The 21,642-nt window shown below is 67.7% G+C and carries 23 protein-coding genes and 2 riboswitches; of the genes, 8 read left to right on the top strand and 15 right to left on the bottom strand.

Features of this window, described 5'->3' with window-relative positions:
* Positions 1-3 precede the first annotated feature (3 nt).
* Positions 4-738 carry a hypothetical protein gene (locus ASE31_RS20010; RefSeq protein WP_200961142.1) on the bottom strand — a complete coding sequence of 245 codons (735 nt, stop codon included), beginning with the start codon at positions 736-738 and terminating at the stop codon, positions 4-6.
* Between the two features lie 80 nt (positions 739-818).
* Between ASE31_RS20010 and ASE31_RS20005 the strand changes: the two genes are divergently transcribed.
* Together ASE31_RS20005 and ASE31_RS20000 are read left to right on the top strand one after the other, a co-directional pair.
* Complete coding sequence (locus tag ASE31_RS20005) at positions 819-1,538, top strand: hypothetical protein (RefSeq protein WP_057203833.1); 720 nt, start codon at positions 819-821, stop codon at positions 1,536-1,538.
* Positions 1,539-1,644: 106 nt separating this feature from the next.
* A complete protein-coding gene (locus tag ASE31_RS20000; RefSeq protein WP_057203567.1) occupies positions 1,645-2,058 on the top strand; it encodes an OsmC family protein in 414 nt (137 codons plus the stop codon).
* A 51-nt stretch (positions 2,059-2,109) separates the two neighbouring features.
* On the opposite strand, the gene ASE31_RS19995 is transcribed toward ASE31_RS20000, so the two are convergent.
* From ASE31_RS19995 to ASE31_RS19975, 5 genes are all read right to left on the bottom strand, one after another.
* Positions 2,110-3,384: an acyl-CoA dehydrogenase family protein gene (locus ASE31_RS19995; RefSeq protein WP_057203566.1), complete on the bottom strand. Its 1,275-nt coding sequence runs from the start codon at positions 3,382-3,384 to the stop codon at positions 2,110-2,112.
* Between the two features lie 51 nt (positions 3,385-3,435).
* Positions 3,436-4,521 (bottom strand): phosphotransferase, encoded by a 1,086-nt coding sequence (locus tag ASE31_RS19990; RefSeq protein WP_057203565.1) that lies wholly within the window; start codon positions 4,519-4,521, stop codon positions 3,436-3,438.
* A gap of 114 nt (positions 4,522-4,635) precedes the next feature.
* A complete protein-coding gene (locus ASE31_RS19985) occupies positions 4,636-5,355 on the bottom strand; it encodes a Crp/Fnr family transcriptional regulator (RefSeq protein WP_057203564.1) in 720 nt (239 codons plus the stop codon).
* Positions 5,356-5,545: 190 nt separating this feature from the next.
* Entirely contained in the window at positions 5,546-6,325 is a 780-nt protein-coding gene (locus ASE31_RS19980; RefSeq protein ID WP_057203563.1) for an oxepin-CoA hydrolase, alternative type, read from the bottom strand.
* A gap of 207 nt (positions 6,326-6,532) precedes the next feature.
* A complete protein-coding gene (locus ASE31_RS19975; RefSeq protein ID WP_057203562.1) occupies positions 6,533-8,056 on the bottom strand; it encodes a 3-hydroxyacyl-CoA dehydrogenase in 1,524 nt (507 codons plus the stop codon).
* Positions 8,057-8,129: 73 nt separating this feature from the next.
* Here ASE31_RS19975 and ASE31_RS19970 point away from each other — a divergent pair, with 73 nt between their 5' ends.
* On the top strand, positions 8,130-10,403 hold the full coding sequence (locus ASE31_RS19970) for a FimV family protein (protein WP_235514697.1): 2,274 nt from the start codon (positions 8,130-8,132) through the stop codon (positions 10,401-10,403).
* A gap of 60 nt (positions 10,404-10,463) precedes the next feature.
* On the opposite strand, the gene ASE31_RS19965 is transcribed toward ASE31_RS19970, so the two are convergent.
* From ASE31_RS19965 to ASE31_RS19950, 4 genes are read right to left on the bottom strand one after another with little or no spacing between them, the layout of a single operon-like run.
* On the bottom strand, positions 10,464-11,372 hold the full coding sequence (locus ASE31_RS19965) for a thiamine phosphate synthase (RefSeq protein WP_057203560.1): 909 nt from the start codon (positions 11,370-11,372) through the stop codon (positions 10,464-10,466).
* Positions 11,365-12,177: a thiazole synthase gene (locus tag ASE31_RS19960; protein WP_057203559.1), complete on the bottom strand. Its 813-nt coding sequence runs from the start codon at positions 12,175-12,177 to the stop codon at positions 11,365-11,367. Before ASE31_RS19960 ends, ASE31_RS19965 begins: the two co-directional genes overlap by 8 nt.
* Positions 12,178-12,193: 16 nt before the next feature.
* On the bottom strand, positions 12,194-12,391 hold the full coding sequence (thiS, locus tag ASE31_RS19955) for a sulfur carrier protein ThiS (RefSeq protein ID WP_057203558.1): 198 nt from the start codon (positions 12,389-12,391) through the stop codon (positions 12,194-12,196).
* Positions 12,388-13,518, bottom strand: coding sequence for an FAD-dependent oxidoreductase (locus tag ASE31_RS19950; RefSeq protein ID WP_057203557.1), 1,131 nt, complete (start codon positions 13,516-13,518; stop codon positions 12,388-12,390). The genes thiS and ASE31_RS19950 overlap by 4 nt, the downstream gene beginning before the upstream one ends.
* A 40-nt stretch (positions 13,519-13,558) precedes the next feature.
* Positions 13,559-13,682, bottom strand: a riboswitch (TPP riboswitch).
* Between the two features lie 92 nt (positions 13,683-13,774).
* Between ASE31_RS19950 and thiD the strand changes: the two genes are divergently transcribed.
* Complete coding sequence (thiD, locus tag ASE31_RS19945) at positions 13,775-14,635, top strand: bifunctional hydroxymethylpyrimidine kinase/phosphomethylpyrimidine kinase (RefSeq protein ID WP_057203556.1); 861 nt, start codon at positions 13,775-13,777, stop codon at positions 14,633-14,635.
* Here the strand turns inward: thiD and ASE31_RS19940 are convergent, their stop codons facing one another.
* Together ASE31_RS19940 and ASE31_RS19935 are read right to left on the bottom strand one after the other, a co-directional pair.
* Positions 14,636-15,916 (bottom strand): cytosine permease, encoded by a 1,281-nt coding sequence (locus ASE31_RS19940; protein WP_057203555.1) that lies wholly within the window; start codon positions 15,914-15,916, stop codon positions 14,636-14,638.
* 109 nt (positions 15,917-16,025) lie between these two features.
* Positions 16,026-16,129, bottom strand: a riboswitch (TPP riboswitch).
* Between the two features lie 103 nt (positions 16,130-16,232).
* On the bottom strand, positions 16,233-16,796 hold the full coding sequence (locus ASE31_RS19935; RefSeq protein WP_057203554.1) for a hypothetical protein: 564 nt from the start codon (positions 16,794-16,796) through the stop codon (positions 16,233-16,235).
* Between the two features lie 149 nt (positions 16,797-16,945).
* Between ASE31_RS19935 and ASE31_RS19930 the strand changes: the two genes are divergently transcribed.
* The 3 genes from ASE31_RS19930 (at position 16,946) to ASE31_RS19920 (ending at position 19,412) form a co-directional block, all read left to right on the top strand.
* Positions 16,946-18,127, top strand: a complete 1,182-nt coding sequence (locus ASE31_RS19930) for an esterase-like activity of phytase family protein (protein WP_200961141.1) — start codon at positions 16,946-16,948, stop codon at positions 18,125-18,127.
* A 66-nt stretch (positions 18,128-18,193) separates the two neighbouring features.
* A complete protein-coding gene (locus ASE31_RS19925; RefSeq protein WP_157412593.1) occupies positions 18,194-18,538 on the top strand; it encodes a hypothetical protein in 345 nt (114 codons plus the stop codon).
* A 340-nt stretch (positions 18,539-18,878) separates the two neighbouring features.
* Positions 18,879-19,412: an Rrf2 family transcriptional regulator gene (locus ASE31_RS19920; RefSeq protein WP_057203551.1), complete on the top strand. Its 534-nt coding sequence runs from the start codon at positions 18,879-18,881 to the stop codon at positions 19,410-19,412.
* Between the two features lie 12 nt (positions 19,413-19,424).
* On the opposite strand, the gene ASE31_RS19915 is transcribed toward ASE31_RS19920, so the two are convergent.
* From ASE31_RS19915 to ASE31_RS31850, 3 genes are all read right to left on the bottom strand, one after another.
* Positions 19,425-19,889 carry a hypothetical protein gene (locus ASE31_RS19915; protein ID WP_057203550.1) on the bottom strand — a complete coding sequence of 155 codons (465 nt, stop codon included), beginning with the start codon at positions 19,887-19,889 and terminating at the stop codon, positions 19,425-19,427.
* A gap of 115 nt (positions 19,890-20,004) precedes the next feature.
* On the bottom strand, positions 20,005-20,181 hold the full coding sequence (locus ASE31_RS31855) for a hypothetical protein (RefSeq protein WP_157412592.1): 177 nt from the start codon (positions 20,179-20,181) through the stop codon (positions 20,005-20,007).
* Between the two features lie 186 nt (positions 20,182-20,367).
* Positions 20,368-21,441, bottom strand: a complete 1,074-nt coding sequence (locus tag ASE31_RS31850) for an intradiol ring-cleavage dioxygenase (RefSeq protein ID WP_157412591.1) — start codon at positions 21,439-21,441, stop codon at positions 20,368-20,370.
* 16 nt (positions 21,442-21,457) lie between these two features.
* Between ASE31_RS31850 and ASE31_RS32735 the strand changes: the two genes are divergently transcribed.
* Positions 21,458-21,642, top strand: a 185-nt coding sequence (locus ASE31_RS32735; protein WP_235514695.1) for a hypothetical protein, incomplete at its 3' end; no start/stop codon positions are given.

Here is a 21,642-nt window from a genome sequence, read left to right as displayed (position 1 = left end):
GGCTCAGGAGGGCAGGTTGGCGAGAGGGTAGGCCGCATCCGCTGCCGGGAAAAAGGTGGCGAACGGCTCCGAGTCCGGCAACACGTACACCACCCCCGCCTCGCGCCCGAACCAGGGCGCAACGCAGCGGTTGTAGAACTCGGCGGGCGAATTCACGCAGCCATTGCTGATGCGCCGCTCTGCCAGCACGGGGCTGGCCAGGCGCTGCACGCGGCGCTCGGCCGGGGCGCCGCGCACACGGTGCAGCGAGACGGCTGCATCGTAGTCGATCCACACGATGTCATGGCCCTGCAGGTTGCTGCCGGGCTCGCTCACGAAGCGGCCCGCTGGCGTGGTGCGCTCGTGCGACCGGATCTGTGACAGCGGCTTCTGGCCGATGCCAGGTGCCGAGCGGTCGCCCAGGGCCGAGCCCAGCAGCACCGGCGCGCTGCCGGCGTAGCCGCCTGCGGGGCCGAACACGTGGATGGTGGCGGCAGGCTTGTCGATCACGGCAAAGGCCATGCCCTGGTGGTTGGCGCTGGCGGCCACCCAGCGCACCAGGCGCTGTGCATCCACCGAGGCGCCTGAGCGGCTCCACGGGTCAGCCGCCGCCAGGGCAGCGGGTGACCAGGCGGCCGCTGCCAGCAACACTCCGGCGCTGGCCAGCAGGGCGCGGCGCGGCACGGCGCAGGGCTGCTGTGCGCTTGAAAGCGCCAAAAATTCACGGACGGGGGAGGCGATATCGGTTGGGCAGGTCATGGTGCCCCCCAATCGTAGCGGTTTGTGCCAATAATGGCGCTACCCGCGACTTCCGCAAGGCCCCCGGGCCTGTGACCACCATGTTCGATCGCATTCGCCAGGCTTTTGCCGGCACCGCCGCCGACGCTGATTCCACTCTGGGCCATGCGGGACCGGTCACCGGCGCGCAACTGGCCCGCTGGATCGCAGAGCAGGGCTTGCACAGCGTGCCGCAGCCGGTCGAAGGCCATTTCGACGTGGGGGGCGACATACTGGGCCGCCCCTGGCGACTGGAGGGCAGCACCTCCACGCGCGACTACATCCTGGGGCTGGAACTGCGCGGGCGCGCCGACGTGGATGCCGACCCCGACGCCGCCGTGCTGGTGCTCAACCGCCCGCTGCGCGACGCGCTCGAGCGCCATGCCTACAACGCCATCACCGACAGCCTGCAGACCAGCGTGGACGCGCGCCTACCGGAGGAGATGCGCTGGCTGTCCATGTTCGACGAGGTGTCCTGGCCCGAGTTGCCTGGCTCGTTCCGGCGCCATTTCGCCGTGGTGGCCGAGCGCATCGAGCATGCCGAGCGCTGGATCCACGCGCACCTGGTGTCCGAGCTGCTCAACGCGGTAGAGGGCGAGCAGGGCGCGCTGCGCTCGGAAACCCCCATGGTGCTGATGCTTGCGCGCGGCCGGGTCTACCTGCGCACCGAGCACACGCGCCGCTCCCTGTCCGAAATCGTCCATGCCCGTTCGGTGCTGCTGACGGCAGCCCAGGCCGCCGCGCAGCACCTGCCGGCACCGCCGGTGGACCTGGATTCCTGACCTGCGGTCCCTCCTTCAGGGGGCAGGCTTCTGCGAATCTCCCGCCTGCGGCGCCGGGGCTCGCAGTGCTCCTATCATCAGGGCCTGCGTTCCATAGAGATTTCGAATGACCACACCCTCTGTCCGCGCCATTGGCGGGACCACCCCTTACACCGTAACTCTGGTCGATGAGGCCGGGCATACCTGGCTGGGCGACGAGCCTGCGGAGATTGGCGGGGCCGATGCCGGGCCTTCCCCCTTCCACCTGCTGCTGTCGAGCCTGGGGGCGTGCACCGTCATCACCCTGCAGATGTTCGCTGCGCGCAAGCAATGGCCCTTGGCCGGTGTGGAGGTGGCCCTGCAGCTCAACCCCGCCGGCACGCCCGCCAGCGGCAGCGACATCACGCGCACGATCACTTTGTCGGGCGCGCTGAGCGAGGAGCAGCGCGAGCGCCTGTTGCAGGTGGCCAATGCCTGCCCGGTGCACAAGCTGCTGACCGGTGAGGTGCGCATCGCTTCTGCGCTCGTTGAACCAAGCTGACGCCGTGCGCCAGCGCAGAGCCCCTGCGCTGCGCGCAGGGGCAGGGCTTGCTCAGCTGCCGCGCGTGATGGGCACGCCGGCATCGCGGCCGTAGGCGCCGTACTTGCCCAGCTCCCACTTGGCGATGGCGTTGCGGTGCACTTCGTCCGGGCCGTCGGCAAAGCGCAGGGTGCGCGCACCGGCGTAGGCGTAGGCCAGCGGGAAGTCGTCGCACATGCCGCCGCCGCCATGCACCTGCATGGCCCAGTCGATGACCTGGCAGGCCATGCTCGGGGCCACCACCTTGATCATGGCGATCTCGGTCTTGGCGACCTTGTTGCCGGCCACGTCCATCAGCCATGCGGCCTTCAGGGTCAAGAGGCGTGCCATGTCGATCTTGCAGCGGGCCTCGGCGATGCGTTCCTGCGTCACGGTCTGCTGTGCCACGCTCTTGCCGAAGGCGATGCGCGAGCTGGCGCGCTTGCACATCAGTTCCAGGGCGCGCTCGGCCAGGCCGATCAGGCGCATGCAGTGGTGGATGCGTCCAGGGCCAAGGCGGCCCTGGGCGATCTCGAAGCCGCGGCCCTCGCCCAAGAGGATGTTGGAGACCGGCACGCGAACGTTCTCGAAGGTCATCTCCACATGGCCGTGGGGCGCATCGTCGTAGCCGAACACGTTGAGTGGGCGGATGATGGTGATGCCCTTGGCATCGGCGGGCACCAGCACCATGCTCTGCTGCGAATGGCGGGGGGCGTCGGGGTCGCTCTTGCCCATGGTGATGAACACGGCGCAGCGCGGGTCGGCCGCGCCCGAGATCCACCACTTGCGGCCGTTGATCACGTACTCGTCGCCATCGCGCTCGATGCGCGTCTCGATGTTGGTGGCATCGCTCGACGCGACGTCGGGTTCGGTCATCGCAAAGGCCGAGCGGATCTTGCCTTCCAGCAGCGGCTTGAGCCAGCGCGCCTTGTTGGCATCGTCGCCGTAGCGGGCGATGGTCTCCATGTTGCCGGTGTCGGGCGCGGAGCAGTTGAACACTTCGCTGGCCCATGGCACGCGGCCCATGATCTCGGCCAGGGGGGCGTATTCCTGGTTGGTCAGGCCGGCGCCTGCATAGCCCGATGCGGCGGCACTGTCCACCGGCAGGAACAGATTCCACAGGCCGGCGGCCTGGGCCTTGGGTTTGAGGTTCTCGATGGTGGACAGGGCCGTCCAGCGCTTGCCTGCGGCCGTGTTGGCCGCCAGCTCGTTCTTGTACGCCGCCTCGTTGGGGTAGATATGCTCGTCCATGAACTGGAGCAGTCGGGCCTGCAGGTCCTTGGTCTTGGGGGAATAGTCAAAGTCCATGGGGAGTCTCCGTCAAAAAATTCGTGGAAGAAATTCGGGCCGCATCGGCGGTCAGCTGCGCTGGGCGAACGACCAGGCCAGCTCGGCCATGGGCCGTGCGGTGTCGCCCGAGGCCTTGGCCTGGGCGCTGGAGGCGGTACCTGCCTCCACCCGCTTGGCAATGCCCTGCAGGATGGCGGCGATGCGGAACATGTTGTAGGCCAGGTAGAAGTTCCAGTCGGCAGCGAGCGCCTCGGGCGTGGTGATGCCGGTGCGTTCGCAGTACAGGCGGATGTAGCTGTCCTCGTCGGGGATGCCCAGCGCCGCGATGTCCATGCCCGCGATGCCGCGGCCCATGCCGGCAGGGATGTGCCAGCTCATGCAGTGGTAGCTGAAGTCGGCCAGCGGGTGGCCCAGGGTGGACAGCTCCCAGTCGAGCACGGCGATCACGCGCGGCTCGGTGGGGTGGAACATCAGGTTGTCCAGGCGGTAGTCACCGTGCACGATGGAAACATGGCCCTCGTCGCGCGCGCTGGCCGGCATGTGCGCGGGCAGCCATTCCATGAGCCGGTCCATCTCTTCGATGGGCTGGGTGATGGAGGCCACGTACTGCTTGCTCCAGCGGCCGATCTGGCGGTCGAAGTAGTTGCCGGGCTTGCCATAGCTGGCCAGGCCCCGCTCGGCGAACTTCACGCTGTGCAGCGCGGCGATCACGCGGTTCATCTCGTTGTAGATGTCGCCGCGCTCGGAGGGTGTCATGCCGGGCAGCGACTGGTCCCAGAGCACGCGGCCCTGCATGCATTCCATGATGTAGAAGGCGCGGCCGATCACCGACTCGTCCTCGCACAGCACATGCATTTGCGGCACGGGCACATCGGTACCCGCCAGGCCGCTCATCACCGCGAACTCGCGCTCCACCGCGTGGGCCGAAGGCAGCAGCTTGGCCACCGGGCCCGGCTTGGCGCGCATCACGTAGCTTGCCTTTGGGGTCACCAGCTTGTAGGTGGGGTTGGACTGCCCGCCCTTGAACATCTCCACGGTCATCGGGCCTTCGAAGCCCTGCATGTGGGTGGTGAGCCAGGCGGTGAGGGCGTCGACGTCGAATGCGTGCTGCTCCGACACCGCGCGGGTGCCGACGAAGTGGTCAAAATTGCTCATGTATTGGGGTTCCCCACGCGGGTTGTCGCGTGCTTGTCTCTGTCCACCGGCAGGCGCAGGCGGTGGTGTTCTTGAGGGTGGCGAGGGCCGTGCCGGCCTTCGCTGCGGCCCAATTCAGGTATCGGCGTCCGCGATGCGCATCAGCGCTTCTCGGTCGCGAATGACGAGGCCGCCCGGTTCGATGCGGATGGCGTCCTCGCGCTCCATCGACTTGAGTTCCTGGTTCACGCGCTGGCGCGATGCGCCCAGCAGTTGCGCCAGTTCTTCCTGCGCCAGTTGCAGGCCGATGCGCATCTCGCTGCCGTCCGACAGGCTGGGCACGCCGTAGCTGCGCACCAGGTGCACCAGCTGTTTGGCCAGGCGCGAGCGCAGGGGCAGGGTGTTGAGGTCTTCCACCAGGCCGAAGAGCTGGCGTATGCGCCGTGCATGCAGGCGCAGCATGGCTTCGTAGAGCTCGGTGTGCGCCGCCAGGATCTTGCGAAAATCGGCCTTGGCCACGCACAGGATGGTGGTGTCCCCATGGGCATAGGCATCGTGCGTGCGCCGGTCCCCGTCGAAGATCGCCACGTCGCCGAACCAGATGCCCGGCTCCACGTAGGTCAGCGTGATCTGCTTGCCCGAGATAGAGGTGGAGCTCACCCGCACCGCACCACGCGCGCACGCAATCCACTCCTCGGGCGGGTCCCCGCGGGCGGCTATGAGGCCGCCATCCTTGAAGCGTTTGACGTAGGCACATCGGAGGATGTCGTGGCGTAGAGAAGGTGATAGGGATGAAAACCAGCGACCTGAGTTGATCGCTTCACGTTCTTCGATGGTAAGAATCGGGTCGTCCATGGCCTGTCTTTTGCGTGACTAGAAACAGCCCCATTGTCGCGTGAGGGACCGGCGCGCCGCGTCAGGGTTGTCACCTGAGCGTCTTGGATATCTGTTGGTGCGAACGCGAGCGCAAACACACACGGCCCTGTGCAAGGGCCGTGTGTGTGCGGTGAAGACAAGGTTTGCGCCCAGGGCAGGGCGATTGAGCCTACTCGTAGGTCGGCGTGCGCTTGTCGAGAAAGGCCGATATGCCCACGCCGCCGTTGGCGTGGTGCAGGTTCTTCACGAAGTGGTCGCGCTCGCTCGCGAGGTGTTTCGTGAGGTGGTTGCCGGGCGCATCGCCCAGCAGTTCCTTGATGCTGGCCAGTGCGTTCGGTGCGCGCGCGTTCAGGCGCTCGGCCAGGGCCATGGCGACTTCGAGCGCGCTGCCCGGATCGGCCAGCTGGTTGACCACGCCCAGCGCGTGCAGGCGCTCGGCGGGGACGCGGTCGCCGCACATCAGGATCTCGGTGGCGATCTGGCGCGGCAGGGCCTGCGCCAGGCTCCAGCTGGCGCCGCCATCGGGCGACAGGGCCACGTTGCTGTAGGCCATCACGAACACGGCGTTGCGCGCGGCCACCACCATGTCGCAGGCCAGCGCCAGCGAGAAGCCCGCGCCCGCTGCCGCTCCTTCCACTGCCGCGATGATGGGCTTGGGGTAGGTGCGCACCATCTCGATCCAGTTGTGCAGGCCTTCGATGCTCTGCGCCTGCACCTCGGGCAGCTCCTGGCGGTTGGCCAGCAGGCGCTGCAGGTTGCCGCCCGCGCAGAACATGCTGTCCGAGCCCGTGATCACCACGCTGCGGATGTCGTCGCTGTTCTCGGCCACGCTCAGGGCCTCCACGCCGGCGGCGTAGATCGCAGGCTCGATGGCGTTGCGCCGCTCGGGGTTGTGGATGGTCAGGACCAGGGTCTTGCCCTGGCTGGTGCTTTTGAGTTCTGCGGGCATCTTGTCTCCGGGTAAAGGCTTTGGACGGCTGTTGTCAGGTTTTCACGGGGCTACGCATCGTCTTCAGCTTATCGAACAGGGCGCGGCCCAAGCCAGGGCAGCCGTGCAAGGGCCGCCCCGCCGCACTGGCTGCGTCCCCCTTCCCGAATTGCACAGCCATTCGAGAGAAGGGGGACGGCGCGAAGCGACTCAGGGGGATGTACCGAATCAAGCTTCTTCGACGTGCGTCAGGCTCAGGCCGATGGCACCGCGGCGGCGCAGCCAGGGGCTGGGGCGGTAGCGGGTGTCGCCATACACGGTCTGCATGTTGAACAGCACTTCCAGGATGTTGGTCGGGCCCCAGCGGTCGCCCATGGCCAGTGGGCCCAGGGGGTAGCCCAGGCCCAGGGTGACGGCGGTCTCCAGGTCGCGCGGGCTGCAGATGCCCTGCTGGCAGATGTCGCTGGCGATGTTGACGATGGTGGCCACCACGCGCTGGGTGACGAAGCCGCCGCTGTCGCGGATCACGCTCACCGGCTTGCCGTCGCGGGCGAACAGGGCGTGCGCGGCGTTGCGGATGTCCACGCGCGTGGCGGGGTTGGTGGCCAGCACGCGGCGCTTGGTGGCGGCTTCTTCCACCAGCATGTCGATGCCGATGGTGCGCGCCGGGTCCAAGCGCTCCACCACGGCCACGGTGGTCACGTCAAAGCCCAGGGGGGCCACGAGGGTGAGGGCCGTGGGCGACGGCGAGGTGCCGGTTTCGATGGTGGCGCCCAGGTCCTTGAGCAACTGGTACAGCTCGGCCCGGCGTGCGGCGCGGGGCGACACCCACACCGGCGGGATCTCGGCCACCACGGGCACCGGGGGCTCGGCGGGCACCTGGGCCACGCCCTTGTCGTAGCGGTAGAAGCCTTCGCCGACCTTCTTGCCCACCACGCCGCCGGCCAGGCGCTGCGCAGTGATCACGCTGGGGCGGTAGCGCGGCTCGTCGTAGTACTGTTGATAGATGGATTCCATCACCGGGTGCGAAACGTCCAGTGCCGTCAGATCCATGAGCTCGAACGGCCCGAGCTTGAAGCCCACCTGGTCGCGCAGGATGCGGTCGATGGTGGCGAAATCGGCCACGCCTTCGCCCACGATGCGCAGGGCTTCGGTGCCGTAGCCGCGCCCGGCGTGGTTGACGATGAAGCCCGGCGTGTCCTGCGCCTGCACGGGCGTGTGGCCCATCTGCTTGGCGTAGGCCGACAGGGCGGTGCAGACAGCCGGCTCGGTCTTGAGCCCGGCAATCACCTCCACCACCTTCATCAGCGGCACGGGGTTGAAGAAGTGAAAGCCCGCCAGGCGCCCGGGCCGCTGCATGCCTGCGCCAATCGAGGTGACCGACAGGGAGGATGTGTTGGTTGCCAGCACGGTGTCAGCGCCGACGACCTTCTCCAGGTCGGCAAACAGGCCGCGCTTCACATCCAGCCGCTCGACGATGGCCTCGATCACCAAGTCGCACTGCGCCAGGCCGGCCGCATTGTCAACAATGTGCAATTGCGCAGACCAGGCCGTGGCCTGCTCTGCAGAAATGCGATTTTTCCCTACGAGTTTTTGCCACTGGTCGTGGATACTGTCTTTGGCGGCAAGTGCTGCACCATCTTGGGCATCCAGCAAAAAAACCTGGCTGCCGGCCTGGGCAGCGATCTGTGCAATACCGCGACCCATGGCGCCCGAACCCACGATGCCGACATTGAGAAACTGAATTTTCATAGCGCCATTATGGCTGTGGACATGCCTGCGCACTTATGTGCAAGAATGGGCTGCGCTCAAAACAGAAATTATTGTGAATATCCGTAACACCATTCTGGGAGCCGGTTTGTGGGTGGTTGCCATGGGCGCCTCGGCGCTTTCAATGGGCAACGGGCGGGGCGCCGTGGTGATCGGCTCGCCCGTCGATCTGGTCTTCGACATCCAGCCAGACCAGGGCTCTGACGTCGCATCGTCATGTATCGGTGCCACCCTGGTCGCGGGCGACACCCCCATCAGCGCCTCCCGGGTGCGCGTGACGCCCCAGGCCGAATCGGCCGGGCGCGCGGCCTCCGTCCGCGTACAGACCACCTCTGTGGTCGACGAGCCCGTGTTGACCGTCACGCTCACCGCAGGCTGTGCAGGCAAGGTCACGCGCAGCTACACCTTTTTGGCAGACCCCCCTGCGCGCCTCCCCCCTGTTGCCCCTGGGCAACTGCCGGCGGTGCCGGCAGCACTGCCGGGCACCCTCGCTGCGGGCGCATCGGGCCTGGCCGGTGCTTCTTCCCCACTCGATCGCAATGCTGCCGGTGCAGCAGCCCGTGGCGCTGGCGCAGCGCCCACCCGGGCGGCACCGGCCAGCGCCGCTGCAGTGCGTGCCCCGCGTGCCGCCGCTACTGCACCCGCCCGCACCAATGCGCGCGTGCTCGCCGGTGCGCAGGCACCCGCCCCAGCAGCCGCCGGCCCGCGCCTGGTGCTGGAGCCCCTTGATCTGTGGCTCGAAAGCCCGGTGGCCCTGCGCGCCACGGCGCAGCTGCTGTCGACCCCGGCAGAGGAGTCCTCGCCTCAGCGTGCCGAAGCGGCTGCCGCCTGGAAGGCCTTGAACGCCACGCCGGAAACGCTGGCGCAGGATGCCGAGCGCCTGCGCGTTCTGGAGGCCGAGGCCAAGGCCGTGAAGGCGGACTCGGCCCAGCAGTTGGCCACCACGCAGCAATTGCAGCAGCAGCTCGACGAGGCCCAGGAGCGCTTTCCCGCCACGGTGGTCTACGTGCTGGGCGCCTTGCTGGCGCTGGCGCTGGGCCTGCTGGCCTGGGTCTGGCAGCGCGCCAACCGCCAGGCCACGCTGTCGCAAAAATCGTGGCGCGAGTCGGTCAAGGTCAGCGCCGTGGACTCCAGCGCACCCACGGCAGGGCAGGTCGATCCTGGATGGGAGCCGCTCGAAACCTTGCCCGTCCCTTCGATGAAGGGCGATCTGCTGGCGCCATCCGGCAGCGCCGCATTGTTCAAGGACGCCAAGACGGTCTCCGCACCGGCGCCCCTGTATGCCGCCTCGACGGCGGTGGCGGCTGCGGCCGCCCGGGTGCCAGTTCAGGCCAAGGCGCCAGCCCCTGCGGTCGAGCCGGCAAGGGCCTTGCAGATCGTCAACCCCGATGACCTGTTCGACATCCAGCAGCAGGCCGAGTTCTTTGTCTCGGTGGGCGAGCACAACCAGGCGGTGGAGGTGCTGCGCAAGCACATCGTTGACCACAAGGAAACCACGCCTGTGGCCTACCTGGAGCTGCTGCGCCTGTTCCACACCCTGAGCCGGGCCGAGGACTTCATGCAGTTGCGTGCGCAGTTCATGCGCTATTTCAACGCCAAGGTGCCCGAGTTTTCGGCCTTCAACCGCCAGGGGCGTCCGCTGGACCGCTACCCCGATGCGCTGGCCGAGGTCGAGGCCGAGTGGAGCTCACCGGCCGTGCTGCACACGCTGGACAAGTTTCTGTTCCACCGCCCGGGCAACCAGGCGGCCGAGCCCTTCGATCTGGCCGCCTACGACGACCTGCTGCTGCTGCTGGGCATTGCGCAGACCACGCCGTCGAGCGCGCGGGGCGCACCGCCGCCGCGCAAGCGCACCACGCCTGTGGAGGACTCGTTCGAGGCCGCTGCCGAGAAGGGGTTGAGCCATCTGTCGCCGCTGGACAACACGCAACCCGACTTTCCGCTCGATTCGCTGGCCGCCAGCCTGGAGTTCGATTTCGGTGAGGTTCCCGCGCCCGCCCCGGCGCCGGTGGTACGGCATTCCGGGCCTGCCGAGCTGACGCTGGAGCCTGCATCGGGTCTGTCGCCCATCGTGGGGGTTTCCTCCTCCCCCGCACCGCTGACTTCCGCGCAGCCGCGCCATCCGCCGGCAACCTACACCAGGTCGTCCATCAACCTGGACGTGGACCTGTCGGAGCCCCTGCACCTCACGCTGAGCGATCTGCCGCCCGTGCCGGTCACGCCCCCTCCGCCGGCCGGCCAGGCCGTGGGTTTCGGGGCGGAGAACGACCTCATGGAGCTGCGCCTGGAGCTGGAGCAGCGCAAGGACGACGACGAACGCAAGAAGTAGAAAAAGAAACAGGCCTTCAAGGCCTGTTTTTACAGGGCCGCTTGTGGGCCTGGGGTGTTGCTAAGAGCCTTGCATCGCCTGCATCAGCGCTGCGGCGGCGGCCTCAGGGTCGGGCGCGTTGACCAGCGCACGCACCACGGCAATCGAGCCCACGCCCGTGGCCAGCACCTCGGGAAACTGCTCTGCACCGATACCCCCGATCGCCACCTGCGGGTAGCTGCGCAGCAGCCGCGCGTAGCCCTGCAGCCGGCCCACGCCCTGCGGCGCAGTGGCCATCTTCTTGAGCGTGGTGGGGAACACGGCGCCCATGGCGATGTAGCTCGGCCCCACGGCATCGGCGCGCACCATCTCGGCATAGCCATGGGTGCTCACGCCCAGGCGCAGGCCCGAGTTGCGCAGGGTCTGCAGGTCGCCCGCGCTCAGGGCATCGAGGTCTTCCTGTCCGAGGTGGATGCCGTAGGCACCGGCATTGATCGCCGCGCGCCAGTGGTCGTTGATGAACAGCAGCGCACCGGTGTCCTGCACCGCCTGAACGGCAGCGTTCACTTCCCGGTCGATGGCGGCCGGGTCGTCCGATTTGAAGCGCAATTGCACCGTGGGCACGCCCGCGCGCGCCATGCGGCCCACCCAGGCGGCATCGGGCAGCACGGCGTAGAGGCCCAGGTCCTTGGGGCAGGCCGTGAATGCGTGGGCGCGGGGCAGGGCCTGCAGGCCGAAGTCTTCAGGTGCGTCGGGCCAGGTTTCGGGGCTCACGGCGCCCGTGCGGACAGTGCGTGCCTGCCAGGCGCGGGCGATGCATTCGGCATCGTGGGCGATGAAGCCCAGGGCGCTGGCGGCCTGCAGGGCGGCCAGGTAGGCCGGCTCGCTGGACGTGGGTGCCGGCACCGGCTCGGCGCTGAAGCCTGCAAACGTGGCAGCGTGGTGCGCGAGGATGGCCTTGGCCAGTTCGGTGGGTGCGGTGTCAGGCATGGTCGTCGTGGTGCCAGAAAGGGGTGCCGAGCACGGGCGTGCTGGGCTGGGCTGCATCCTGCGCGGTCATGGCACCGGCCAGGCGCGCGGTGCGGCCGGCATGCACGGCGTTGGCAAAGGCGCCGGCCATGGCCACGGGATCTTGCGCCAGGGCCACGGCGGTGTTGAGCAGCACGCCGTCGTAGCCCCATTCCATCACCTGGCAGGCATGCGAGGGCAGGCCCAGGCCGGCGTCCACCAGCATGGGCACCTTGAGCCGCTCGCGCAGCATCTGCAGCGCATAGGGGTTCACCGGGCCGCGGCCCGTGCCGATGGGTGCGGCCCAGGGCATCACGGCCTGGCAGCCCACGTCCACCAGGCGCTGGCACAGCACGAAGTCTTCGGTGCAGTAGGGCAGCACCTGAAAGCCTTCCTTGATCAGGTGCTCGGCAGCACCCACCAGGTTCAGCGTGTCGGGCTGCAGGGTGTAGTCGTCGCCGATCAGCTCGAGCTTGATCCACGGCGTGTTGAACACCTCGCGCGCCATCTGCGCGGTGGTGATGGCCTCCTGCACGCTGTGGCAGCCAGCGGTGTTGGGCAGCACCGGCACGTTCAGGCGGCGCAGCAGCTCCCAGAAGCTGCTGCCCGACTCGGCCGGGTTGCTGCCCTGGCGGCGCAGCGAGGCCGTGACCATGGCGGGGCGGGCGGTCTGCACCGCCGCTTCCAGCACGGCGGGCGAGGGGTAGCGCGAGGTGCCCAGCAGCAGGCGGCTGGCGAAGGTCTGGCCGTACAGGACCAGGGGGTCGTTGATTGCGGGTGTTGTCATGGTGGTGGGGGTGTGCTCAGCCGCCTGTTACAGGGGAAATGACCTCGACCTTGTCGCCCGGGTTCAGCGTGTGCGCCGCATAGCGGCTGTTGGGCACGAAGACCGTGTTCACGGCCACGGCAAAGGGGGGGCGGGCAGCGATGGCGGCCACGGCAGAGGCGACAGTAGCGTCCTCGGGCAGCTCGTGCGGGGTCTGGTTGATGGAAACGTTCATGGCAAAAGGGCAGCGACAGCAGCCTCCTGGGGCTGCTGCAGCAATTGCAGGTTCAGATCGAATCGGGGGGCGAGCCGGGACTGGCCCGCAGCGAGCAACTCCATCACCACGTCGAGCATGGCCGGTGCGATCATGAAGCCGTGGCGGTACAGGCCGTTGACCTCCAGCACGCGCGGGCGCTGCTGGCGGATGGCGGGCAGGTTGTCGGGCAGGGTGGGGCGGCACTGCGTGGCCACCTCGACGATGCGCGCCTCGGCAAAGCCGCTGTGCACGGCATAGGCGGCGCTCAGCAACTCCAGCGTGGAGCGCACGCTGGCGGGCGAGAGGTCGTCGGACTCGATCTCGGTCGCACCGATCACGAACAGGTGGTCCTCTTTGGGGGCGATGTAGATCGGGTAGCGCGGGTGCACCAGGCGCGTGGGGCGCTGCAGCGTGACCTCGGGTGAGTGCACACGCACCACCTCGCCGCGCACGCCGCGCAGGGCGCGCCACGGGTCGCGTGCACCCAGGCCACGGCAGTCCAGCACCCAGTCGGGCTGGCCCGGGTCGCCGGGGGCAAAGTCGTCGGGGTGGCGCGGCGCATGCCAGTGCGTGTGCACGCCCAGGCGCTGCATTTCGTGCAACAGGGCGGCCAGCAACTGGCGGTTGTCGAGCTGGCCTTCGCCGGGCAGGTACAGGCCTTTGGTGAAGCGGCCAGCCAGCGCCGGCTCTACGGTGGTCAGACCCGTGCCGTCGAGCAATTCCAGCGGGGGCAGTTCGGGAATGGCCCGGTTGTTGGCCTGCAGCTGGAGCGTGAGGCGCTGGGCTTCGCTCGCGTCCTGCCGGTGCCAGACGATCAGCGTGCCCTGCTGCTGGAAGAAGACGGGTTTCTCCAGCCGTGCCAGCAACTGCGGCCAGCGCGTCAGGGCATGCTGGCCCATGCGCACCACGCCGGGCTCGGTCACCGCCGACTCGGCCAGCGGCGCCAGCATGGCTGCGGCCACCGTGGCGGCCGACTGCTCGGCCGCCGGGCCCGCGGCGTCGTAGATGTCCACGGCGTGGCCCTGGCGCGCCAGTTCGACGGCCAGCAGTCGGCCCATGAGGCCAGCGCCCAGGATGGCAAACGACGAGGAGGAAGGGAGGTTCATGCGTCCAGCTGTGCAACAGGTGGACAAAACGGGATGGCTTTCCGTCACTGTGGAAACTCCCCACGCCAGCATGACCTGGATCGGGTAGCGGGGCCGCGTGTACGCAGGCCCCAGGGTATTTCTCAGTCGCGCGCCGCATGGGCGGGACACCCCTGTTTCGTCCGTAAGCCGCAATTACAGCACAACCCTCCGGGTCGGCGCTGACCCAGGTCATGGACTGGTAGGGCGGCTGCCGGATCAAGGATAATTTTCGCCCATGACTTCTGCCTCCCCCAACGCGCCCCAAGGGCCCTCCACGGCCCCGCGCTATGCGCGCGTGCTCTCGATCGCCGGCTCCGACAGCGGGGGCGGCGCAGGCATCCAGGCCGACCTCAAGACCTTTGCCGCGCTGGGCTGCTACGGCATGACCGCCATCACCGCCATCACCGCGCAGAACACCCGGGGCGTAACCGGCATCCACGGCATTCCGCCCGACATGCTCAAGGCGCAGATCGACGCCGTGGTGCAGGACATCGGCGTGGACGCCGTGAAGATCGGCATGCTGCATTCGCCCGAGGTGGTGCGCGTGGTGGCCGATGCCATCCGCGAATACCGGCTGCCCCACGTGGTGCTGGACCCGGTGATGGTCGCCACCAGCGGCGACCGCCTGATCGCGCAGGAGACCGTGGCCGTGCTGGTGCGGGAGCTGTTCCCCCTGGCCGAGGTGATCACCCCCAACCTCGACGAAGCGGGCTGGCTGCTGGGCCGCACCCTGGCGGGCCTGGATGACCTGGAGCAGGCCGCGCAAGACCTGCTGGGCCTGGGCGCGCGCGCTGCACTGCTCAAGGGCGGCCACCTGCCCGGCGACTGGGTGGTGGACATGCTGGCCACCCCGGGTCACCCTGGCCACCGCCTGCAGTCTGCCCGCATCGCCACGCACAACGGCCATGGCACGGGCTGCACGCTGTCGTCCGCCATCGCCTCGCACCTGGCCCTGGGCCAGCCGCTGCAGCAGGCGGTGGAAAACGCCCGTGCCTACATCCTGGGTGCGATTGCCGCCGGTGCGAATGTGGTCACCGGTGGCGGCCATGGTCCGCTGAACCATGGCTATGCGCCGGTGGCGCAGCGGGTGTTCTGATCAGGCTTTGGGTCGTGTTGCCCAGGCCAGGCCGAAGCTGAACACCAGCGCGGGCAGGGCAGAGCCCGCGCCCGGCAGCACCAGTGGCGCCACGTGGTACACCGCAATGCCCACGAGCCAGATGGCCACGGGCAGCCAGTTGACCTGGGGCGCGCGCTGCAGCAGTGCCGGGGCGTTGGTGCCAAAGGCCAGGCGGCCGATGATCACGCCGAACAAGGGCACGAACACCGAGCTGAGCAGCAGCAAGAAGGGCTCAAGGCTGTGCATGGGCAGCACCAGCGCCAGGGCCGTACAGCCCGCGGCCATGGCCATGCCCCAGCGGCGCACACCCCAGCGCGGCAGCAGGCTGTGGGCCGACACGGCGCCCGAGTAGGCATCGCCATAGGCATTGTCCACCTCGTCGATCAGGATCAGCGACAGCGCGATCAGCCCGCCCTGGGCCAGCAGCAGGGCCTGCACCAGATCCTTGCTCGGCAGGGTCAGCGCCACCAGCACACCCAGCGTGTAGCACCACATATTGGCCAGCGCGTACCCCAGCCAGGTGCCGCGCAGCGCCGATCCACCGTTTTTGCCATGGCGCGCATAGTCGGCCACCAGCGGCAGCCACGAGATGGGCATGGCGATCACCAGGTCCAGCGCGGGCAGCACGCCCATGCCACCAGTACCAGACCGGTTCCACAGCTGCGCAAAGCCCTGGGCGTTGGCCAGGGACAGAAACTGCCAGCTCAGCCACAGCAGCGACAGCACCACCAGCGGCAGCGCCACGCGCGCAATCACCTTGCGCACCAACTGCACCATCGACGCGCTGATCAGCAGCATCACCACGCCGCCCCACAGCAGCGTGGCCAGCACCGGCCACTGCCCGCCGGCCATACTGCCGGACTGGCGGCCGATGGCCACGGTGGCTTCGCTCATCACCACCAGTTCGAACGTGCCCCAGCCCACCAGCTGCACGATGTTCAGGATGATGGGCAGGCTCGCGAAGGTGCGGCCATACACCGCGTGCATCAGCCCCGCACTCGCCAGCCCGCTGTCGCAGCCCAGCTTGGCCACCCACCCGAGCAGCCCCGCGCCCACGATGGATCCGGCGACGATGGCGATCAAGGCTTCCTTGGTGCCCAGCGCGGGCATGAGGTAGGCACCGACCTGCATGACCAACAGGCCCACGCCCAGGCTGAACCAGAGCGAGGCATGGTCATGCCACTGGAAGACGCGGCGGTCCGGTGAAACCGGGGCCAGCGCCTCGTTGGCGGGGGCGGTGGGGGAAACGTGGGCAGACATGGTGTTTGGGCTCTCCGTTCAATCAATGGACGACAGAGCAGGGTCGGCAGCGTACTGGCTGGACCCCAACGCACCAGCTCCATGGCATTGGGAGCGGGGCGCCAGGTATGGCGTATGCGAACTGCTTCCCTGCGCGAGGATGATCTCAATCAGGTTCAAAGGGACTCTCTCAGTCGGAGCTGCTTGCGCAGGCCGACACCCCTAGCGAAAGCGGATTCTATCGCCGGGCTGCAACCGGGCGTAAAAAGGCCCGCGCGGGGCGGGCCTGCATGTAGTGAAGAAGGCGGTCAACCATGTTGGCTGCGCTGCACCACCGTCATGTCTGCGGAGCATCCAGAACGGCACGGCTCAAACCGATGTCTTCCTCAATCTGGGCGATTCGGGCGTCGATTTCCGCCAAGGGCTGTTGGATGTCGACGCGGGTGGGCGCCTTGATCGAATAGTAGACTGCCAGGGGCGTGCCCAGACTGACCATGGCCCAGACGAACAAGGACTCCCCCTCCCTGATGTGCCTGCCGAAAAGGCCAACGACCATGGGGAACAGCAAAGCTGCAGCCAGGAACGAGATCGAAGCAATGCTGCTGCGGTGGGCGTTGGCTTTCGCAAACTGCGCGTTCGCCGCGTGGATCAACGCTGCCTTGCTCGCCTGGGCTTCGACGAGTTCACGGTCCAGGCGCACCAGGGCGAGTTCTGCCGCTGTTCGGTCGGTGCCCCGTTGCACGGCCTTGATCGCGGTCTCCACCTTCCGCAACCAGACGATGCCTCCGGAGCGCTCCACGATCTGCTCGGTCCCACAGTAGCTGCAGGCAAAGCGCTCCAGGTCCTCTCCGATTTGCAGGGGGGCAGAGCAGTTGGCGCACGAAAGTTTCAACAGCGGCACAAGGTGTCCTGGTAAATAGCCAGAAAATTTACCATCACTTGTATGCCTTGCCGCATCCGGGTGCCTGCATCTCGCGCCAGGAGCCGGTCTCCGTTCTGTCACATCCCCTCCCTAGACTCGCCCGCTTCACTCACGGGGAGAAAACCACAATGACAGTTCTTCGCAGCATCAGGACCATGGGCGCCGTGTGCGCCGCCACCGCACTGCTCGCCGCCTGTGGCGGCAGCGATGACAACAACGGCGAGCGCAGCGTCGGCTCCCTGCGCCTCATCGGCCAGCAGATCCTGCCGCGCCGCATGGAGTACCAGGGCACCGTCGTCGGCGGCATCTCGGGCATCGACTATGACGAGAAGAGCAACCAGTTCGTGCTGCTGTCGGACGACCGCACGACGACCGATTCGGCGAATGCGCCGCGCATGTACACCGTGCGCCTGAACTACGACGCCAGCAGCTTCAGCGGCGTGCAGTTCCTCTCGACCTTCAGCATGAAGCAGCCCAATGGCGCGGTGTACCCCAAGGTGCCCGATCCGCTCGTGGCCGACCCTGAATCGGTGCGCGTCGATCGCGCCACGGGCAACTATGTCTGGGTCAGCGAGGGCGACCGCACGCTGGCCTCGGGCACGAGCGCCGCGCGCATCATCGACCCGTTCATCCGCGAGGTGCGCCCCGACGGCACGCATGTGCGCGAGTACCAGATCCCTGCGATGTTCCGTATGTCGGCCGACAACACCGGTCCGCGTGGCAACCTCGCTTTTGAAGGCATTGCGTTCACGCCCGACAACAGCCGGGCTGCCGTGCTGATGGAAGGTGCGCTGCTGCAGGATGGCCCGGCATCGACCACCACGGCCGGCAGCGTGTCGCGCATCACGATGTTCGACCGTGCCACCGGTGCGGCCGTGGCGCAGTACGCCTATCCCGTCGACAAGGTGCAGGCCGTGCCGGTGCCAGCGGACCAGTTCACGGTCAGCGGTGCCACGGAAATCCTGGCCCTGAGCGGCACGCGCTTCCTGGTGCTGGAGCGCAGCTTCTCCGTGGGCGTGGTGGGCAACCAGATCCGCCTGTATGAAATCAACACCGCCAACGCCTCGAACGTGCTGACCACGCCCGCACTGGCCGGTGCCGCCTACACGCCCGTTACCAAGCGCCTGGTGCTCGACTTCGAAACGCTCAAGGGCCCGCTGGGCGGCATCGCCAATCTGGAAGGCATCACCTTCGGCCCCAAGCTGGCCAACGGGCGCGATTCGCTGGTGGTGGTGGCGGACGACAACTTTCCCACGGCAGACTCACAGACCGACCGCAACCAATACCTGGTGTTTGAAGTCCTTCCTTGATCGAGGTCATTCCCTAGGTCAGTGGCGGGCCCGGGAGGCCCGCCATGCTGCCTATAATTGGCCACCATGTTCCGGAGCCTTGTCGCCGTCTTTCTCCTGCACTTTTTGCTGTGCGTGGGGATTTCCGTCGTCGGTTCCAGCAAGCCCTACACGTCGTTCGATCCGCAGGACGTGGCGGCGCTGAGCCAGTCTGCACCAGGGCAGGAGGCGCCCGGTGCCAATTCCGATGCGGACGACCATGCCCTGCTCGATGACCGGCAGGACTTTCCTGATCTGCTGCAGCCCCCGCCCCTGCCCGATACCGGCACGGTTGCTGACAGGGGCCTGATTGCGCTGACCCCCGTGCGAACGTCTTCTGCGGCCATTGCGCCACCGCACAAACCGCCAAAAGCTCTGGGCATCCTCGCCTGAGCGTCCGGCCCACGGCCGGCTCCCCCTTCGCTGCTGAAGCGGTGTTTCTCCTGGGAGGCTGCCTTCCGGCAGCCTTGCGCCACGCGCACCTGGCTGTTGCCGCATCCCCCTCTGCACCGAAGCGCCCACCGGTATTCCCTGCGCCGCCGCCCCGTGGCGCCAGCGACCGGCCCCCGATATTCACCATGGAAATCGCCACCGTGCCTGCTTTTCTTCTGCCCAAGCGGCTGTCCGACCCTTGCGGGTTTGCGGGCCCTGGTGCCATTGCCCACCTGACCCCCATGAACAAGAACACCGGGGTGCATGCCCACCACAGCGCCCCCCATTTCCGGAGCAAGCCATGCGCCTGACCACCCGTAGCAAGTTTGCCGTCGTTGCCATCGTGGACCTGGCGTCCCGCTCCGTGGGCAGCCCGGTGGCACTGTCTGCCCTGAGCGAGCGGTACGAGATTTCCGTGTCCTACCTGGAGGTCCTGTTCAGCGGCCTGCGCCAGGCGGGGCTGGTGATCAGCACCCGGGGCCCGGGCGGCGGCTACACGCTGGCCCGCGGCGCGCGCGACATTTCGGTGGCCGACATCGTGCTGGCTTCAGAGGTCGGCAAACCGGGTGGTTCCAACCGACCGGTCGATGCGATGAGTTCTTCGCAAGGCGCCATGACGGCGGAGCTCTGGGCGGCTTTCAACCATTCGGTGATGGAGTACCTCGCATCGGTGTCCGTGGCCGAACTGGTGAGCCAGCAGGCACCCATCGAGCGCATGCCGGTGGCCGCAGAAAAGAGCAGCCCTGCCAAGCGCATGAAGCCCCGGCCACAGCTGCCCCGGGAAGGGGTTCCCAATTCCGTCTTTGCGCTGGGCGCCCTGAGGGCGCTGGAGTAGCGCTGCTTGCTGTTACTTGGCGGCCGTGCGAGCCGCCTCGGCCTTGGCCTTGGCTTCATCGGCCTTGCGCTGCAGTTCCTTGGCTTCCTTTTCGGCGGCTTCGGCTTCTTTCACCTTGGCTTCCTTGGCCTTGGCATCCTTGTCTGCGCTGGGGCTGGCCATGGCATTGCCGATCATGGCGCCGGCCACGCCGCCTACGGCGGCAGCGCCCAGGGTGGATCCGATGCCGGGGCGCGCTGCGGGTGCCGCTGCAGCAGCAGGGGCTGCAGCCGCCGGAGCTGCTGCAGCTGCTGGGGTGGCGGGAGTTGCCGGCGCCTTGGGCGCCGCAGTGGCGGCCGGGGTTGCTGCAGGTGCTGGACGGGCCGCAGCGGGCTTGCTGCCGCCTCCCATGCGCTTGGCCTGCGCCAGCGTGGGAACGGTCAGGGCGGCGATGGCCAGGGCGATGACGGCCGAGGTGGTGCGAAGCGAAGCATTCATGGGTAGATCCAGGTCCTTGACAGGTGAGCGGACATGCTACTGAACCGGTCTTTGGCCCTGCCGCGCCAAAGGCATTGGCTGCGCATGGATACCCGCCTGCACGAAGCGTGGCAAGTCAGCCGAGCTTGCGGACCATGTCCTCGATTTCCTGGCGGTCCAGCTCCCGGCGCTGCTCCAGGTGGTCGATGACCTGGGCGAGCAGGCGCGCCGTGCGCTCTGCCGTCGTCGAGTCCTGCTCGGTGAGGCAGTCGAAGACCAGTTGGTAGGTGTCCTTGGGTGGAATCGCGCTCATGGAAGTCTCCCGGTGTCGTGCGCACATTCTGGGCGCACATGGGCGGGGCGGCTGTAGGCCGATGGGTGGCCTGGCTGTAGTGCGGATTCGGTGGTGGCGCGTTCCCGCAGAACATGAAAAAAGGGTGCTCCGGCCAGCCGGAAGCACCCAAGGGCGGGAATGCAGGGAAAAGGGGGGTGCGACGGATCAGCCGCTCACGCCGACGCGCAGCTTGGCCACGTAGCCGGCGCTGTTGTCCCCCGTCACGGTGGCGGTTTGCAGCGAGACGCCGTCGCTGAACACGTTGTCGGTGGCAAACGTGATCTGCGAGAGGTTGCGCACGCTGGCGCTGTAGCCATCGGCGGTGTAGACCTGCTGGCACACGGCGGTGGGGAAGGCCAGCTGCGAGGTGCGGATGGAATTGGAGCCGCGCGTGGCGCTGGCGAGGTTGCGGTACACCTCGAAGTGGATGTGGGGCATGCGGCCCGAATAGCAGCCGGGGAAGATGGACTGGAAGGTGGCCACGCCCGAGGCGCTGGTCTCCTGCACGCCGCGCAGGTAGTTCTCGCTGGTGACGCCGTTGGAGTACATCGAGTACAGGCCGTCGCGCGTGCAGTGCCACAGGTAGATGGCGTAGCCCGACAGGCTGGCGCAGCTCGATGCGGCGTTGACCAGCTCCAGCTCGATGCGCAGGGGGATGCCGGCCGCGATGCCGGTGGCGCCGCCGATGCTGGGGCGGATGTCGCTGCGCACGATGCCCGAGAGCGTGAGCGCATTGGCCACGCCCGACTGGTTGCTGTTGGTGCCGTCGCCAGGGTAGGGGCCGGCGGTTTCCTGCGGGATGATGCTGCAGGTCTGGCTGGTGGCACCGCCTGCGGCCATGCTCACCCAGTGCGACAGGGGGCCGAGGTTCAGGAAGGCGTAGCCGGTTTCGCGGCCATAGGCGTACAGGTTCGAGTCCTGCAGGCTCACGCCCAGGTAGTTGTCGGTGGTGGGGTAGAAGCGGAAGATGAAATTGGCATTGCTCTGCGCCACAGCCGAGCTGGCCGGGAACCACTGCGGGTAGCTGGCCTGGGCCCAGTTGAGCACCGTGGATGCGTCGCTGGCCGTGTCGGCCATGCTGTTGCCCGAGAGCAGGGACATGGGCGCCATGCTGCCCACGGCCAGCCAGCGCAAGGCATTGCGGCGCGTGGCGGCCTGGCGGGTCAGGGTCTTGAGGTCGTGCTGGAGCCCATGGTGGTGGGCGGTGTCGTCGTCGTGGTGCAGGGTGTTGGTGTTCATGGGCTTGCAGGTTCTGTTGAAGAAGAAAACCACTCACCCGGACCGCGCTGCCTTTGACTGGCTGGCTGTCTGGGTGACCGTGTGCACAGTGTCTCGCCAGCCTGTATCCCCTGTTTATGCAGTTTGTGTCGTGGTTGAAATGAAGGGCTATTGGATCGCTGTTGGAATGGCTGGGGCGGTGGTTGCTTCTGGTGTTTTTTT

This window comes from Acidovorax sp. Root217 (genome assembly GCF_001428645.1).
Taxonomy (GTDB): Bacteria; Pseudomonadota; Gammaproteobacteria; order Burkholderiales; family Burkholderiaceae_C; genus Acidovorax.
This window is presented reverse-complemented; position numbering and strand designations above follow the sequence as displayed.

Excerpts from the sequence above, each read along its gene's own strand:
- ASE31_RS20010 (WP_200961142.1), bottom strand. The coding sequence starts at position 738 with ATGACCTGCCCAACCGATATCGCCTCCCCCGTCCGTGAATTTTTGGCG.
- ASE31_RS20005 (WP_057203833.1), top strand. The coding sequence starts at position 819 with ATGTTCGATCGCATTCGCCAGGCTTTTGCCGGCACCGCCGCCGACGCT.
- ASE31_RS20000 (WP_057203567.1), top strand. The coding sequence starts at position 1,645 with ATGACCACACCCTCTGTCCGCGCCATTGGCGGGACCACCCCTTACACC.
- ASE31_RS19995 (WP_057203566.1), bottom strand. The coding sequence starts at position 3,384 with ATGGACTTTGACTATTCCCCCAAGACCAAGGACCTGCAGGCCCGACTG.
- ASE31_RS19990 (WP_057203565.1), bottom strand. The coding sequence starts at position 4,521 with ATGAGCAATTTTGACCACTTCGTCGGCACCCGCGCGGTGTCGGAGCAG.
- ASE31_RS19985 (WP_057203564.1), bottom strand. The coding sequence starts at position 5,355 with ATGGACGACCCGATTCTTACCATCGAAGAACGTGAAGCGATCAACTCA.
- ASE31_RS19980 (WP_057203563.1), bottom strand. The coding sequence starts at position 6,325 with ATGCCCGCAGAACTCAAAAGCACCAGCCAGGGCAAGACCCTGGTCCTG.
- ASE31_RS19975 (WP_057203562.1), bottom strand. The coding sequence starts at position 8,056 with ATGAAAATTCAGTTTCTCAATGTCGGCATCGTGGGTTCGGGCGCCATG.
- ASE31_RS19965 (WP_057203560.1), bottom strand. The coding sequence starts at position 11,372 with ATGCCTGACACCGCACCCACCGAACTGGCCAAGGCCATCCTCGCGCAC.
- ASE31_RS19960 (WP_057203559.1), bottom strand. The coding sequence starts at position 12,177 with ATGACAACACCCGCAATCAACGACCCCCTGGTCCTGTACGGCCAGACC.
- thiS (WP_057203558.1), bottom strand. The coding sequence starts at position 12,391 with ATGAACGTTTCCATCAACCAGACCCCGCACGAGCTGCCCGAGGACGCT.
- ASE31_RS19950 (WP_057203557.1), bottom strand. The coding sequence starts at position 13,518 with ATGAACCTCCCTTCCTCCTCGTCGTTTGCCATCCTGGGCGCTGGCCTC.
- thiD (WP_057203556.1), top strand. The coding sequence starts at position 13,775 with ATGACTTCTGCCTCCCCCAACGCGCCCCAAGGGCCCTCCACGGCCCCG.
- ASE31_RS19940 (WP_057203555.1), bottom strand. The coding sequence starts at position 15,916 with ATGTCTGCCCACGTTTCCCCCACCGCCCCCGCCAACGAGGCGCTGGCC.
- ASE31_RS19930 (WP_200961141.1), top strand. The coding sequence starts at position 16,946 with ATGACAGTTCTTCGCAGCATCAGGACCATGGGCGCCGTGTGCGCCGCC.
- ASE31_RS19925 (WP_157412593.1), top strand. The coding sequence starts at position 18,194 with ATGTTCCGGAGCCTTGTCGCCGTCTTTCTCCTGCACTTTTTGCTGTGC.
- ASE31_RS19920 (WP_057203551.1), top strand. The coding sequence starts at position 18,879 with ATGCGCCTGACCACCCGTAGCAAGTTTGCCGTCGTTGCCATCGTGGAC.
- ASE31_RS19915 (WP_057203550.1), bottom strand. The coding sequence starts at position 19,889 with ATGAATGCTTCGCTTCGCACCACCTCGGCCGTCATCGCCCTGGCCATC.
- ASE31_RS31855 (WP_157412592.1), bottom strand. The coding sequence starts at position 20,181 with ATGAGCGCGATTCCACCCAAGGACACCTACCAACTGGTCTTCGACTGC.
- ASE31_RS31850 (WP_157412591.1), bottom strand. The coding sequence starts at position 21,441 with ATGAACACCAACACCCTGCACCACGACGACGACACCGCCCACCACCAT.